The organism is Terriglobus sp. (genome assembly GCF_965201105.1).
Classification (GTDB): Bacteria; Acidobacteriota; Terriglobia; order Terriglobales; family Acidobacteriaceae; genus Terriglobus.
In genome coordinates this window covers 1,972,897-1,986,308 of the sequence record NZ_OZ241741.1, presented here as the reverse complement: position 1 = coordinate 1,986,308, position 13,412 = coordinate 1,972,897, and the positions used below count along the sequence as shown (strand labels likewise).

Here is a 13,412-nt window from a genome sequence, read left to right as displayed (position 1 = left end):
AGAACGTGTCACAGATCGTGTTTGTGCTGGAAGACGAGGCTGACATTGCGCAGCTGGTGCGCTTGAACCTGGAGACCGCCGGATTTGCGGTCCGCAGCTTCGCGAATGCAGCTGAGGTTCTGCCCGCGGCGGAGCGGGAGGCTCCATCGCTGTTTCTGCTGGACATCATGGTTCCGGGCGGGGGCGGCCTGGACGTGTGCCGCCGCATCCGGCAGAACCCGATGCTGAGCACTACGCCCGTGATCTTTCTGACGGCGATGGCGGCGGAGGCCGACCGGGTGCAGGGGCTGGAGCTGGGCGCGGATGATTACATCACCAAACCGTTCAGCCCGCGGGAGCTGGTGGCACGGGTGCGCGCGGTGCTGCGGCGGTTCGAGCGGCCTGCTTCGCCGGACGTGATCCGCTTTGGCGATGTGGAGCTGGACGGCGGCGCGATGCAGATGCGGCTGCGTGGCGAGGTGGTGACCATGACCGCGACGGAGTTCCGGCTGCTGGATTACCTGGCGCGGCACCCGGGTCGCGTGTTCTCGCGCGATCAGTTGCTGGATGCGGTGTGGGGCGATGCGCGGTTCGTAACACCGCGGTCGGTGGATGTGTATGTGCGGCGGATTCGCGAGAAGATGGAAGAGGACGCCGAAAATCCGCGCTTTCTGAAGACGATGCGCGGGGCCGGGTACCGGTTCGAGCGGGGCGAGGCGTAGGGGCGCGAGTCCGCGGTCGGGCGCCGTTGTTCCATGTTTGATCGAGGTGTTTGATCGCCCACCCCGGTTCCGTCGAAGTGAGTTGGGAGTTTGCCTGTGTTTCGCTTTCGATCGCTGACAACCAGCACACGCCTGCTCGCACTGGCGGCGATGCTGCTGGTAGTTGCGGCTGCAACGGTGCGGCCGCTGTTTGGAGTTGCGGCCGCGGTGGTGCTGGCATTTGGCGTGGGTAGCTGGCTGCAGCGCCGGTTGCGGTGGGAGGTCGGTTCGCTACGAGCCGGGCAGGCGGTTGCGGAAGAGCTGCAACCGGTGCTGGAGACGGAGCGCGCGCGTGAGGCACAGGCACAGCAGGATCTTCAGCTTGCCGATGACAAGCGGCTGCAACTCGAGGTCTTGCTGGAGGGCATGCAAGACGGTGTGTTGGGCGTGGACGCAGGCGGGCGCGTCGCCTGGACGAACGCCGAGATGGGTCGCATCCTGGATAACCACGGGTTAGGCGCGGTGATTCGCATGGGGCGTTCGCTGGCGCACACGCTGCGGGACCCGGCGCTGCTGGACTTGGTGGAGCGGGTGGTTGGGGAGCGTGCCGCGAAGAATCTGCGAACGAGCACGCTGCTGCCGGGCCGCATCTTCGATGTGAGCGCGGCACCGCTGCCGAATGGCGGTGCGGTGCTGGTGCTGCGGGATGTGACGCGGGCCGAGGCGGTGGAGCGGGCGCAGCGAGAGTTTGTGGCGAATGTGTCGCATGAGCTGCGGACGCCGCTGACGTCGGTGCGGGGGTATTCGGAGACGCTACTGGACAGCGGTTTGATTGCGCCGGAGGCAGAGCCGTGGGTTGAGATCGTACTGAAGAACGTGGAGCGGATGTCGCGGCTGACTGAGGATCTGCTGGTACTGGCGCGCACGGAGGCACCGGACAGGAAGCCCTGGCGGCGTTCGGTAGCGGCGAACGCGCTGATTGAGGATGCGGTTCGGAATTTCCGCGGGCAGCCGGGTGTGTCCGGGGTCAGGCTTAAGGTGGCGGTGGCGTCGGCGACGCCGGTGCTTGCCGATGAGATCGCCGTGCAGCAGGTGCTGGCGAACCTCTTGGAGAACGCGGCGAAATACGGGAAGCCCGCTGATGGCTCGGAGGCGCGCATTGTCGTGGCGGCGGAAGATCAGGGTGACGGTGCCGTGCTGTTCCGGGTGCGCGATTTTGGGCCGGGGATCGCGATGGAGCACCACGGAAGGCTGTTCGAGCGGTTCTACCGGGTGGACAAGGCGCGGTCGCGCGAGAGCGGCGGGACGGGGCTGGGACTGGCAATTGCCCGGCACCTGATCGAGGAAAGCGGCGGAAAAATTTCACTGCACAGTGACCTGGGGCAAGGTGCGGAATTTCGGTTCACGCTGCCGGTCGCGGTCGAGAAGCGGGTTGAAGTGGAAGGTCAGCCGGTCCTGGAGCTTGGGGCTGATGAAGGCACCGTGATCTCTGAGGGTGTGAGCGCGGCGGCGCTCCCATGATGGAGCTTCGGTCTGTTTGCCGGCATTTGGCCCTGCTGGGCGGTGCGTCCCTGCTGCTGTGCGGCGGTCTGGCGGGGTGCAGGCGGGCTGGCTCGCAGGCGTCGCCGGGCGTGATTAACGGAGCGGGTGCCAGTTTTCCGTATCCAATTTATTCAGAGTGGTTTGCGCTGTATGACCGCGAGCACCCGGGTGTCGAGATTAATTACCAGCCGATCGGGTCGGGCGGCGGCATCCGGCAGGTGCGGGACGGCATTCTGGACTTCGGCGGCACGGACGGCCCGATGACGGACGCGCAGATGGCGGCGTCGCCGGTCAAGGTGCTGCACGTGCCCACGGTGCTGGGCGCGGTGGTGCCGGTGTACCACCTGCCCGGCGTGCGGGGTGAGCTGAATTTCTCCGCCGGGGTGATCGCGGACATCTATCTGGGAACGATCACGCGCTGGAACGATCCGCGCATCGTGAAGGAAAACCCGGGTGTCGCGCTGCCGGATCACGAGATCTTGCCGGTGTACCGGTCGGATGGCTCGGGGACGACGTTTGTGTGGACCGATTTTCTGTCAAAGTGCTCGACGACCTGGGCCAGCCGCGTGGGACGGGCGACGTCAGTCGAGTGGCCGATTGGGATCGGCGAAAAGGGCAGCGAGGGTGTGAGTGGCATGGTGGAGCAGTCGCCGTACAGCTTCGGCTATGTGGAGATGAACTACGCCGCGCAAAACGGGATGACGTATGGGCGCATTCAGAATCTGGCTGGGCACTGGGTCAAGGCGACGCCGGAGTCGGTAACGGCGGCGGCGCAGGCGATGGTGGGCGCGATCCCGGCAGACTTTCGAGCGTCGCTGACGAACCCGCCGGGAGCAGAGAGTTACCCGGTGACTTCGCTGACCTGGCTGCTGGTGCCGATCCGTCCCAAGGACCCGCGGCATGGGCCGGTGATTGCGGACTTTCTGCACTGGATGCTGACCACGGGCGAGTCGCTGGCGCCCGGCATGCACTATGCGCCGTTGCCGCCAGAGCTGCAGGCGCGTGTGCTGGCGAGCCTGAGACAGTTGCAGCGTTAGCACTTACGAAGCTGGCATCGCGCAGAATACCTGTGCACCATATTGACGGCAGATTCATGCAGTTCGCGTAGGCTGGTTGGAACCGGAATGCCGACCACGGCCCCATCGTTCGAACCCGCTCCGCTGACGCAGGAAACGGCCTTTGCCGCGCCCGCGCCGGGGCTTGCCGTGTCTCAGGAATCATCCGCGCGCAGGTTTTTGCAGGAGCGGGGTGGCGGTGGGCTGCTGGACCGCGGGTTTGGCCTGGCGATGGCGCTGTGTGCCTGCTCGGTGTTTGTGATTGCAGTGCTGATTCTGGGCGTGTTGCTGGTGCGTTCGGCTCCGGCGTGGCATGCGTTTGGATTGCGCTTCTTTGTGGGAATGCGGTGGAACCCGGTGCAGGGCAGGTTCGGCGCGCTGCCGTTTCTGTTTGGGACGCTGCTGACCTCGGCGTTAGCGCTAACGATCGCGGTTCCGCTGGCGCTGGGCGTCGCGGTGTTTCTGACGGAAATGTGTCCGGCGCGCCTGCGCGCACCGCTGTCGTTCCTGACGGAGCTGCTGGCAGCGATCCCTTCGGTGGTGTATGGGCTGTGGGCGATCGCGGTGCTGGTGCCGCTGGTGCGGGACTGGATCGGGCCGCCGCTGGAAAAGACGCTGGGTTGGACCGGTTTGTTTCGCGGGCCGAACTTTGGCGTGGGCCTGCTGACGGCGGGACTGGTGCTGGCCATTATGGTGCTGCCGGTGATCTCGTCCATTGCGCGCGACGTAATGCGCGCGGTGCCGGACGCGCAGCGCGAGGCGGTGCTGGCGCTCGGCGCGACGCGGTGGGAGATGGTGCGCATGGGCGTTCTGCGCAACGCTCGTGCGGGCATTGCGGGTGCGGTGATCCTGGGGCTGGGGCGAGCGCTGGGTGAGACGATGGCGGTCACGATGGTGATCGGCAATCATCCGGCGATCAGCCGGTCGCTGCTGGCGCCCTCGTATACGCTGGCTAGCGTGATTGCGAATGAGTTCACCGAGGCGACCGGCGATCTGTACGTGAGCGCGCTGGTTGAGATCGGCCTGGCGCTGTTTCTGCTAACCATTGCCGTGAATGCAATCGCGCGGCTGCTGGTGTGGGGCGTGTCGCGCAATGCGGCCGCGGGGGCGCGCGCATGAGCGGAGCAGCGGGTCAGCACATCAGCGTGTCAGCGAATCAGCATGGTGCCTGGACCGGCTTGCAAGGGCGGGGAACGCTGGCGCGAGCCCGGAAGGATCGTTTCTTCACGTGGTTGGCCGTCGGTTGCACAGCGGTGGTGATTTTGCCGCTGGTGGCGATTCTGCTGTACCTGGTGCTGCGCGGGGCGTCGTCGCTGAGTCTTGCGTTCTTCACGCAGTTGCCGCGGCCGATTTCGCAGGGCGGCGGTGGCATGGCGAATGCAATTCTGGGCTCGGGCGAAATACTGCTGATCGCGTCGCTGCTCGGGATTCCGCTGGGGATTGGCGCGGGCGTGTTCCTGTCGGAGTACGGCGCGGGCAAGCCGATTGCGACGGCGGTGCGGTTTACGGCGGACGTGTTGAACGGTGTGCCGTCGATTGTGGTTGGCATTGCCGCGTATGTGCTGATCGTGCTGCCGATGAAGACCTTTTCGGCGTTGGCGGGCGGGATCGCGCTGGGCATCATGATGGTGCCGACGGTGACGCGGACCACCGAGGAGATGCTGGCAACGGTGCCGCACTCGGTGCGTGAAGCGGCGCTGGGCCTGGGCATTCCGAAGTGGCGCGCGACGTTGTCGGTGACGCTGCGGACGGCGTCGGCCGGAATCATTACCGGTTGCATGCTGGCGTTTGCGCGGGTGGCGGGTGAGACGGCGCCGCTGCTGTTTACGGCGTTCGGTTCGCAGTTTTGGCCGCGCTCAGTGGTGGGCAGCACGGCGGCGCTGCCGTTGCAGATCTTCAATTACGCGATGAGCCCGTATCCGGCGCAGCGCCGGCTGGCCTGGGCGGGAGCGCTGATGCTGATCGTGCTGATCATGACGTCGGTGTCGCTGGTGCGCTTCGTGGCGAACCGCGGGACGCTGCGGGGAAGGACGTAGCGCATGGGCGTCGCGATCGAAACTGCCGGGCTGAACGCGTGGTACGGGGAGACCCACACGCTGCAGGATGTGTCGCTGCAGATTGCGGCGAACTCGGCGACGGCGCTGATCGGGCCGTCGGGTTGCGGCAAGAGCACGTTTGTGCGGTGCCTGAACCGGATGCACGAGACGAACCCGGTGGCGCGCGTGGACGGATCCGTGCGTATTGGCGGCGTGGATATCTATCGCGAGGCGCAGCCGGTGGAAGTTCGGCGGCGCGTGGGCATGGTGTTTCAAAGGCCGAACCCGTTCCCGACCATGTCGATTTATGACAACGTGGCGAGCGGGCTGCGGCTGAACGGGTTCCGTGATCGCGCGATGCTGGACGGGATTGTGGAGCGTTCGCTGAAGCAGGCCGCGCTGTGGGACGAGGTGAAAGACGATCTGCGGAAGAAGAGCGGCGCGTCGCTGTCGGGCGGGCAGCAGCAGCGCATGTGCATCGCGCGGGCGCTGGCAGTGGACCCGGAGGTGTTGCTGATGGACGAGCCGGCGAGCGCGCTGGATCCGGTTTCGACCAGCAAGATCGAGGACCTGATCTTTCAGTTGAAGAACGAGTACACCATTGTGATCGTGACGCACTCAATGCAGCAGGCAGCGCGCGTGGCGGAGGAAACGGGCTTCTTTCTTTCGGGCAAGCTGGTCGAGTTTGGGCGCACGGACCGCATCTTTACGAACCCGAGCGACAAGCGCACCGAAGACTACATTACGGGGAGGTTCGGCTGATGCGGACACGGTTTCATCAATCGCTGGACCTGCTGAAAGAAAAGCTGCTGGTGATGGCGGGGTTTGCGGAGCAATCGATTCAGCGCGCGATCGAGGCGTACCGTACGCGCGACATGTCGCTGGTGGAACTGGTGCGGCGGTCGGAGCCGGCAATCAATCGGCTTGAGCGCGAGATCGACGCAGCGGCGCTGGACCTGTTGGCGATGCAGCAGCCGATGGCGGTAGATCTGCGGTTCATTTTGTCGGTGATCCGGATCAATGCGGACCTGGAGCGCGTGGGCGACCTGGCGGTGAACATCGCGATCCGTGCCCGCGAGATGACGCAGATGAGCGATGCCGAGTTGCCGGTGGACATTCCGAAGCTGGGCACGCTCGCGGCGGCGATGGTGCGCAAGGCGATTGAGGCGTTTATTGACGGAGACGCGGCGCTGGCACAGCGCGTGCTGGCGCTGGACACGGAAGTGGATGAGATCAACCGGGCGGCGTTCCGGGCGTTGAGCCAGCGGATCAAGCAGAACCCGGCGGAAACGCCGCAGGCACTGAACGCGATCATGATTGCGCGCAACCTGGAGCGGGTCGGGGATCACGCGACGAACATCGCGGAGGACGTGATTTTCTGGGTGAGCGGGAGCGATGTGCGGCACCATGGGGTGGGTACCGACGCGACGTTGCCGGAGGAGCAGAGCGGGGTAGCGCCGATCTTTTAACAAGGCTTCGTGTGCCGTGGATTGCCTCTGATTATGCAGGTTTCGGTGCAAGCAACGAGGCCATCACGCGGGACGGTGGAGAAGAGCAAATAAAGTAAAGGCGCAAATTCAGCGGGCTAGGTAGTGTCTGACGAATTCTTTTCCGCACACAATATGCTGCGGGTACCGGCAAAAAATGCAGGTTTCTCCACTGCGCACGCGCTCCGGTCGAAATGACAAAGTTTTTACTCGTACCATATTCATCAGACCCTACCTTAGACCGCTGCTTATTCCAGATGCGGTCTACTGAAGATCTCGATAGACCCAGAGCTTTATACCGCCTGCTACTCGTTAGGCTGGTACAGCCAGGTGTCGAGCGCGGGCAGCATTGGGTAGAAGAGCGCGAGCACGATGCGTTGTGGTGTGCTGGCATTCGCGGCGAGCAGGCGGGCATAGTTGCGCAGTTGCGGGGCATAGTGTTCACGCTGCTGTTTCAGAAAGTCTTCTGTGGGGGTGGCGCCGGCGGTCGCGGTTTTGTAGTCGATGATCCAAAGAGTGTCCGTACCGTTGCTGCCCGGGTGCGGGCCTGCGATGAAGCTGCGGTCCAGGCGCAGGGTTCGGGCCGCCGCGTTCGTGCTGTCGTTGAGGGTGAGAGCTTGTTCGGTGGTCGCGCGCGCGTGCGGCCGTAGGAGCCAAAGACCTTCCGCCAACTGAATGGTATTGCGAAGGGCGAGCAGGACGGATGCCGTGTCGCGCTCAAGCGCGGTGCCGTGCGTGCCCATGCTGCGCAGGGTGGCACGGATGCGGTTTGGCCAGGCGTTCACCGCTGCGAGCAGGGAATTGGGCGAAGCTTCGCTATTTGTGGCGAGCCGTTGCGCGAGCTGATCGAGGAAGAGGTGGACTGCGGTGCCGAGGGCGCGGGCGGTGAGCGAACCCTCCGGGCGGTCGACCTGTTCCAAGCCGGCCGCGCTGGCAATTTCTGTGGCTTTGGCGTGCAGCCAAGAAAGTACGAGCGGACGCTGCAGGGCCGCGGGATCGAAGCCGTCGGGAACGCGGCGGAGATCCGCGAGTTCGCGCGTGACCTCTGCCGCGTCGTCTGCGTTGGCTTGCAGCAGTTCGAGTTCGCCGGGCGTCTTCTGCCGTGCAGCGGCCTCCGCCTGGATCAGTGATGCCGCGGCGGCCCAGGCTGTGTCGAGCAGGGTGCCGGAGGGATGGATGACCTCGTTGCTGTCTTTCTTGAGCGCGGGAGCGGCGTAGAGGTGGAGCTGTTTGCGGGCACGGGTGGTGACAACGTAGAGGAGGCGGGCGACTTCGGCCTGCTCCTGACGGCGGCGTGCGGTTTGCACGAAGCAGGCGAGCTCGGCGGCTTTGGTGCCGCGCGGTGGAATGGGTGCGAGCAGGACCCCCGCTTGCGCCGGTGATGTGGCAGGCACTTCGAGCCAATCGAGAAGACGTTGCGAGTTTCCGGCTGAGGCGCGCTGCAGTTCGGGGACGAAGACGACGTCCCACTCGAGGCCTTTGGCCTTGTGGATGGTCATGATGTCGACCGCGCCGGGGGTGGTGTCGGGCTCGGCATAGAGCCGGGCGAGCCGGGTTTGCAAATCGTCGGCATCGAGCGGGCGGAGCTCGGCTTCCGCCTGTTCCAGGAGTTCGAGAAAGCGGCGGACGTTGGTTCGTTCGGCGTCGGTGCGGAACAGATCGGTGCCAAGGGCTCGGCCGGTGCGCTCCACAAGCTCGGCCAGGGGCATGCGGCCGAGTGCCTGGACGGCTTCGTCGAGGGTATCGAGTGTGCGGAGAATCCGGGTCCGTGCCGCGGGTAGCAGGGTAGCGGCATGCTCGCGGAAGAGCCTGCGCGGCGCGCGGGTGCGGCTGCCGGGCGCTTCCGCCGCGGCGAGGTGGTGCAGATCGGCCAGCGTGGTGCCGCACCATGGTGCGCGCAGGACGGCGAGCCAGGCAACGCGGTCCGCGGGATGCAGCAGAGCGCGGGTGAGGGCCAGGGTATCGAGCACCTCGGGGCGCTCGTCGAGCGGTTCGAGTTCGACTCCGCGGAATGGGATGCCGGACTCGCGCAGCAGCCGGGTGATGGGTGCGGCGTGTTCGCGGGCGCGGACAAGGACGGCGAACGTGGGTGGAGAGCCGGCGGGGGCCTCTTCGCGCAGGTGGTGGATGGTGTGGACGATGTGCGCGGCCTGCTCGCGCTGCACAAGTTTGCGGCTGTCGCGCCGGCTTTCGTGCCCGTGGTCGCCCCAGAGCGGGTCGATGTGCCAGTGCAGTTTGCCGGCTTCGGCCGTGCGGGACGCGGTCGCGGCGGTGTACGGAATTGCACCGTCACCGGCGGCCTGGAAAATGGGTCCGAAGATCTGGTTGAACTCGCGGACGAGTGGCGCGGAGGAGCGGAAGTTGGTAGTGAGCCGCAAGGTGGTGAGCGGGACGCCGCCGAGGCTGCCGCTCTGCATGCTACTGAGGAAGCGCTCGACGCGCGCCTGGCGAAAGAGATAGATGGACTGCTTGGGGTCGCCGACGAGGAACACGGTGCGGCGTTGGCCGCCCCAGCCGTTGGTCAAGGCCTCAAGCAACTCGTATTGCGCGCTGGAGGTGTCCTGCATTTCATCTACCAGCAGGTGCTGGAGGTCCATGCTTTCGAGGGCGCGGGCGGCTTGGCCGGGCTCGGTGGACTCGAGTGCGGCGCGGGCGGCGATGGAGCGCTCGGTGAAGTCGCACGTCTTGGTGTCGCGAAAAATGGTGTGGAGTTCGAGCAGGGCAAAGTGGAGGAGATGAAAGAGCGCCTTGGTCATGTGCCAGTCTTCGGCTGGCATGCTGGCGGGGGGCAGGTTTCGGAGGTTGCAGAGCTGGGCGTGGAGGGTGTCGTTGGTGGAGAGCGCTTCGATGAGCGCGAGCAGGCGTTTCTTTTGTGGCGCGTTGGTAACGAAACCGAGATGGTTGACGGCCATGCTCTTGCGCCACGAGTAAGGGCTGCTGGCGTTGAGTAGCAGCCTGGCAAGCAGGGCCCAGTGTTCGGCCTCGCTATGGTGCGTGCCGGGTGGGGTACGCAGGTTGGCGCAAGGTGCGAACGGGTTGTCGCTGCCGTTGTAGCCATCTGCTTGTGCAAGCTGCGAGGCAAGCCCGGTGAGCTCGTCTAGCAGATCGGCGGGAAAGGTCTGCTGCAGCGTGGTGAGGACACCGCAGACGATGGACTCCAGCGTGCGGTCGAGGCGGGGCTTCACTTCACGATCGAGGAACTCGTCGGTGAGTTCGCCGGGCGTGAGCGGGATGAGGCGGCCCCACTGTTCGCGGGTGCTGAGCATTTGCGCCAGCAGAGCTTCGCAATTCTGCAGGTCGGCATCGCGGCGCAGAAGCACAGTGCGGAGGGCATCGTTGAGGACGTGGTTGTCGTCGCCGAGGCGCAGCGTTACGGCGCGGGCGGCGCGGCGGTAGAGCGGCATCGCGTTCTCGACCGGAGTCATCTGGCCGATAGCGCCGGCGGAGAGCGGCAGTGAGCGGGCGATCTCGCCGCAGAGCGAATCGATGGTGCGAATGTTGAGACGATGGCTGTTCTGCTGCAGATTCCAGCCGTGGGCGCGGTCATGGTGCAGAAGGTCGGTGGCGAGATCGCGGGTGGTGCGGTCGAAGTCGCTGAGCGTGTCTGGATCGCGTGGGACCAGGTCGAGTGCCTTGAGCACGCGCTCGCGCATCTCCGCGGTGGCCTTGTTGGTAAAGGTGAGGGCGAGGACGGACTCGGGACGCTCGACGCGGCAGAGCAGCTTGAGCAGGCGCTGCACGAGCAGACCGGTCTTTCCAGAGCCGGCCGGGGCTTCGACGAGGAAGGACTGTTCGGGGTTGAGCGCGGCGCAGCGTTCACGGGCATCCGCTACTTCGGGTACTGTGGGCGCGTGGTTCAATGCCGGAAACTCCAGGATGGTGGCGCTCATGCATCCACCTCGGCCGGGTCCTCGGCGTCGAGCAGTGCGGGATTCAGGCGGCAGAGCAGGCGCTGGTCGCAGAAGCGGCAGGTCGCGGGATACTCCTTTGGGCCGACTGTGGCTGTGCCGGCGGCGAAGTCTTCCGCAAGGCTTTGCAGCGTCTGCCGCCAACTCTCCAGTTCGGCGTCAAGAGTTGCGGTGCTTGCCTTGGCTTCGCTGGAGAGCCAGGCAGATTTACGCGGTGCGCTGACGAATTCGAGCTTGTCACCGGCGCGGATCACGGCAAACGCGATAGCACCAACGGGGGCATTGTCCTCGCCACCTGGATTGCCGAGTTGCGGCATCGCGGAGGTTGCGTAAAGCGGAAGCTGCGGCTCTTCGGGGCGGTCACCCTCCCATTTGTTCGCGGAGGGCAGGCCGGTTTTGTAGTCGATGATCACGTGCGCTCTGGTGCCGTCGGGAAGGGTGACCTCGTCGATGCGGTCGACGCGCACGGTGAGCGGCAGGCCGCCGACCGTGACGGTCATTTCGCGTTCAAGGGAGGCAATGCGAAAAGGTGGGCGTTCGGCTTCCTTGCGGAGCCAGCGATCTAGGAGCGATTCAAGGCGAATTCGCTGGATCTGGAGGTATGCCTCGGACCAGCGATCGGAGGGGTCGCGGTGTGTGCGGAGGGCGAGATCGACGGCGCGTTGGACGGCCGGGGTGAGCTTCTCTTCCGCAATGAGCCGGTGGAGCGTCTTGCTGTCCTGTGTTTCTCCCCAGAAGATTTGCAGCGCGGTATGCAGAAGGCTGCCGCGGTCGCGCGCGTCCATGCCGAGGTCGCGCGTGTCGAGCGTGGCGGAGCCGAGACGGCGCTCGGCGAAGGCGCGAAAGGCGCATGCAGCCTGGCTTTGCAGCGTGCTGACGCCGCCCGAGATGGGACTGAGATCGTCGCCCAGAGTGAGTGGAACCAGTGCGCCGTCCTGGAACACCTGAAGATCGGCGCTGGCGTGCACGCGTTCGAGGGTGCCCGCCGGATCCGCCTCGCGGAACTGCAGCCCGGGCAGGGAGGAGGCTGCGGTTGCGGGGCGCTGCTCGCCTGCTTCGCAGGCATGTGCGTAGCTGAAGGTGGCGGTGGGTGCGATCCGCGCGATGCGTTCGACCTGCTCGCGAAAGCGGGACTGATCGAGCGCGGGATCGGTGCCGGGCATGCCGTGACGGCGCTGCAAGTGAGCGGGCAGAAGAGGGTGCTGGGTGGCGCGGCTGTTCCACTGATCCTCGCCGGCATGCACGACCCAGAGATCGCCGGACTCGACCCCCGTGCTTTCGTCGGGGGTGAGGAACTGGATGGGTGCGCCGGTGTTTTCCGGTGCAAACCTGGTGGCGCGGGCGGCCGCGGTCAGCCGGTGGATAAAGTCCGACCAGCTCAACGGCTCGCCGGGAATGAGGTCGAGCGCCGCGAGACCGTCCAGCAGGTTTTCGAAACGGGTAACCGCCTGAAATTCGGAGCTGGTACGCTGCCCGGAGCGGAACCAGCCGAAGTCGCCGAGGATGTGACGGGCGCGTTCGGCAAAGCCGGTAAAGCTGCCGGTGCCCTGGTGAAGTCCCGGCCATATTTTGGTCCGCTGCAAGAGTGCGGCGGCCAGGGTAGGGCTGGGTTTGTGGAGGATTGAAGCGGCTGAGCGGGGACTCCACGTGCCGCGCAGGTCCGGGTGGCGACGCAGCAGGGCCGCATCGAGCGAGGCCGCGGTGTCAGCGTCAACGGGCCATTCCAGGTGCGGCGACCGCAGCAGAAGCGAAATTTCGCCACCTTCCAGTTCACGCGTGGTCCAGGTGAGCAGGTGCAGGGCGTCGGCGATGACGCCGGTCGCGGCGAGTGGGCGGCCGGTGGAGAACTCCCAAAGCGGCCGGCGTTCGTCGGGAAGCGCGATACCAGAGCTGGAGTGGAGATGCTCGCGCAGGGTCCGGTCGATGCGATCCCGCGCTGAGGAAAGGTCCGGCACGACGACCGCGATGCTGGGGCGCTCTGGAGCAGCGAGGGCTTGCGCGAGGTGCTCTGTAAGCGCTTGCAGTTCGTCCCGGTCGTCGCGGCAGCGGAGGAGGACGGGGCTCGCCGTGGCGACAGCGCGGTGTGGTGCCTCGATCAGCGTCGAGCCCTGCGTCTTCAAGGCTGCAAGCAGGCTGGCCTGCGCCGGGGACAGAGCGGCGAGATTGCAAAGGATGAGCGTCTGGGGCGAGTTGCTGGGCGGGAAGCTATCGGCCAGGGCCGATTCCAGAGCCGCGGCGGGCAAGAGCAGTTCGTCACGGCAACGACGGTCAAAGGCGCGGAACCAGCGACCGAAACGGGAGACATCCCCGTTGGGGCTGGCAGAGCGGTCCGCCAGCAAAGCCGAAACTGCGTTGTGCTGATGGAGCAGCGTTGCCGCCGAAAGGCACAGGTCGAGCAAAGCGTCGGTGCGCTCGATCTGATCGTCGCGATTGAGCACCTGCTCCCAGAGCAGGCGTTCCTGCAACGGTTGCAGGAGGATGCGTTCGTCGCGACCCTGAAGGAGCGCCTGCTGCCACAGACCGGCGGTCCAGGCGCGCCAATGGAGAACGCGCTCGGAGATTGCTGCCGCCTGATCCTGCCCTGCCGCTTCCGCTGCGATCTGCGAACGCAACTGCCGCGCAACCCGGAGGTTGGGCACGAGCAGCGTCGCGCCTTGCTGGGCGAGCCGGTGTAGTTCAACGACAGCAAGCATCTTCGTCTTTT

Annotated in this window: 9 protein-coding genes; 7 read left to right on the top strand and 2 right to left on the bottom strand. The window is 65.7% G+C overall.

Going from position 1 to position 13,412, the window contains the following annotated elements; translation table 11 throughout:
* The first annotated feature begins 5 nt into the window (after positions 1–5).
* The 7 genes from ACOFKT_RS08640 (at position 6) to phoU (ending at position 6,782) form a co-directional block, all read left to right on the top strand.
* Positions 6–701: a winged helix-turn-helix domain-containing protein gene (locus ACOFKT_RS08640; RefSeq protein ID WP_419807142.1), complete on the top strand. Its 696-nt coding sequence runs from the start codon at positions 6–8 to the stop codon at positions 699–701.
* A gap of 96 nt (positions 702–797) precedes the next feature.
* The gene (locus ACOFKT_RS08635; protein WP_419806992.1) at positions 798–2,201 is read left to right on the top strand and encodes a sensor histidine kinase; all 1,404 of its coding nucleotides are present in this window, start codon (positions 798–800) and stop codon (positions 2,199–2,201) included.
* Positions 2,198–3,259, top strand: coding sequence for a phosphate ABC transporter substrate-binding protein PstS (pstS, locus tag ACOFKT_RS08630; protein WP_419806991.1), 1,062 nt, complete (start codon positions 2,198–2,200; stop codon positions 3,257–3,259). Before ACOFKT_RS08635 ends, pstS begins: the two co-directional genes overlap by 4 nt.
* Before the next feature lie 87 nt (positions 3,260–3,346).
* Complete coding sequence (gene pstC, locus ACOFKT_RS08625) at positions 3,347–4,396, top strand: phosphate ABC transporter permease subunit PstC (RefSeq protein WP_419806990.1); 1,050 nt, start codon at positions 3,347–3,349, stop codon at positions 4,394–4,396.
* Positions 4,393–5,313 carry a phosphate ABC transporter permease PstA gene (gene pstA, locus ACOFKT_RS08620; protein ID WP_419806989.1) on the top strand — a complete coding sequence of 307 codons (921 nt, stop codon included), beginning with the start codon at positions 4,393–4,395 and terminating at the stop codon, positions 5,311–5,313. Before pstC ends, pstA begins: the two co-directional genes overlap by 4 nt.
* 3 nt (positions 5,314–5,316) lie before the next feature.
* A complete protein-coding gene (pstB, locus tag ACOFKT_RS08615; RefSeq protein ID WP_419806988.1) occupies positions 5,317–6,075 on the top strand; it encodes a phosphate ABC transporter ATP-binding protein PstB in 759 nt (252 codons plus the stop codon).
* Positions 6,075–6,782, top strand: coding sequence for a phosphate signaling complex protein PhoU (gene phoU / locus ACOFKT_RS08610; RefSeq protein WP_419806987.1), 708 nt, complete (start codon positions 6,075–6,077; stop codon positions 6,780–6,782). Before pstB ends, phoU begins: the two co-directional genes overlap by 1 nt.
* Positions 6,783–7,105: 323 nt before the next feature.
* Here phoU and ACOFKT_RS08605 read toward each other — a convergent pair whose 3' ends face one another.
* Positions 7,106–10,690, bottom strand: a complete 3,585-nt coding sequence (locus tag ACOFKT_RS08605; protein WP_419806986.1) for a UvrD-helicase domain-containing protein — start codon at positions 10,688–10,690, stop codon at positions 7,106–7,108.
* Positions 10,687–13,401, bottom strand: a complete 2,715-nt coding sequence (locus ACOFKT_RS08600) for a PD-(D/E)XK nuclease family protein (RefSeq protein WP_419806985.1) — start codon at positions 13,399–13,401, stop codon at positions 10,687–10,689. The genes ACOFKT_RS08605 and ACOFKT_RS08600 overlap by 4 nt, the downstream gene beginning before the upstream one ends.
* Between the last annotated feature and the right edge of the window lie 11 nt (positions 13,402–13,412).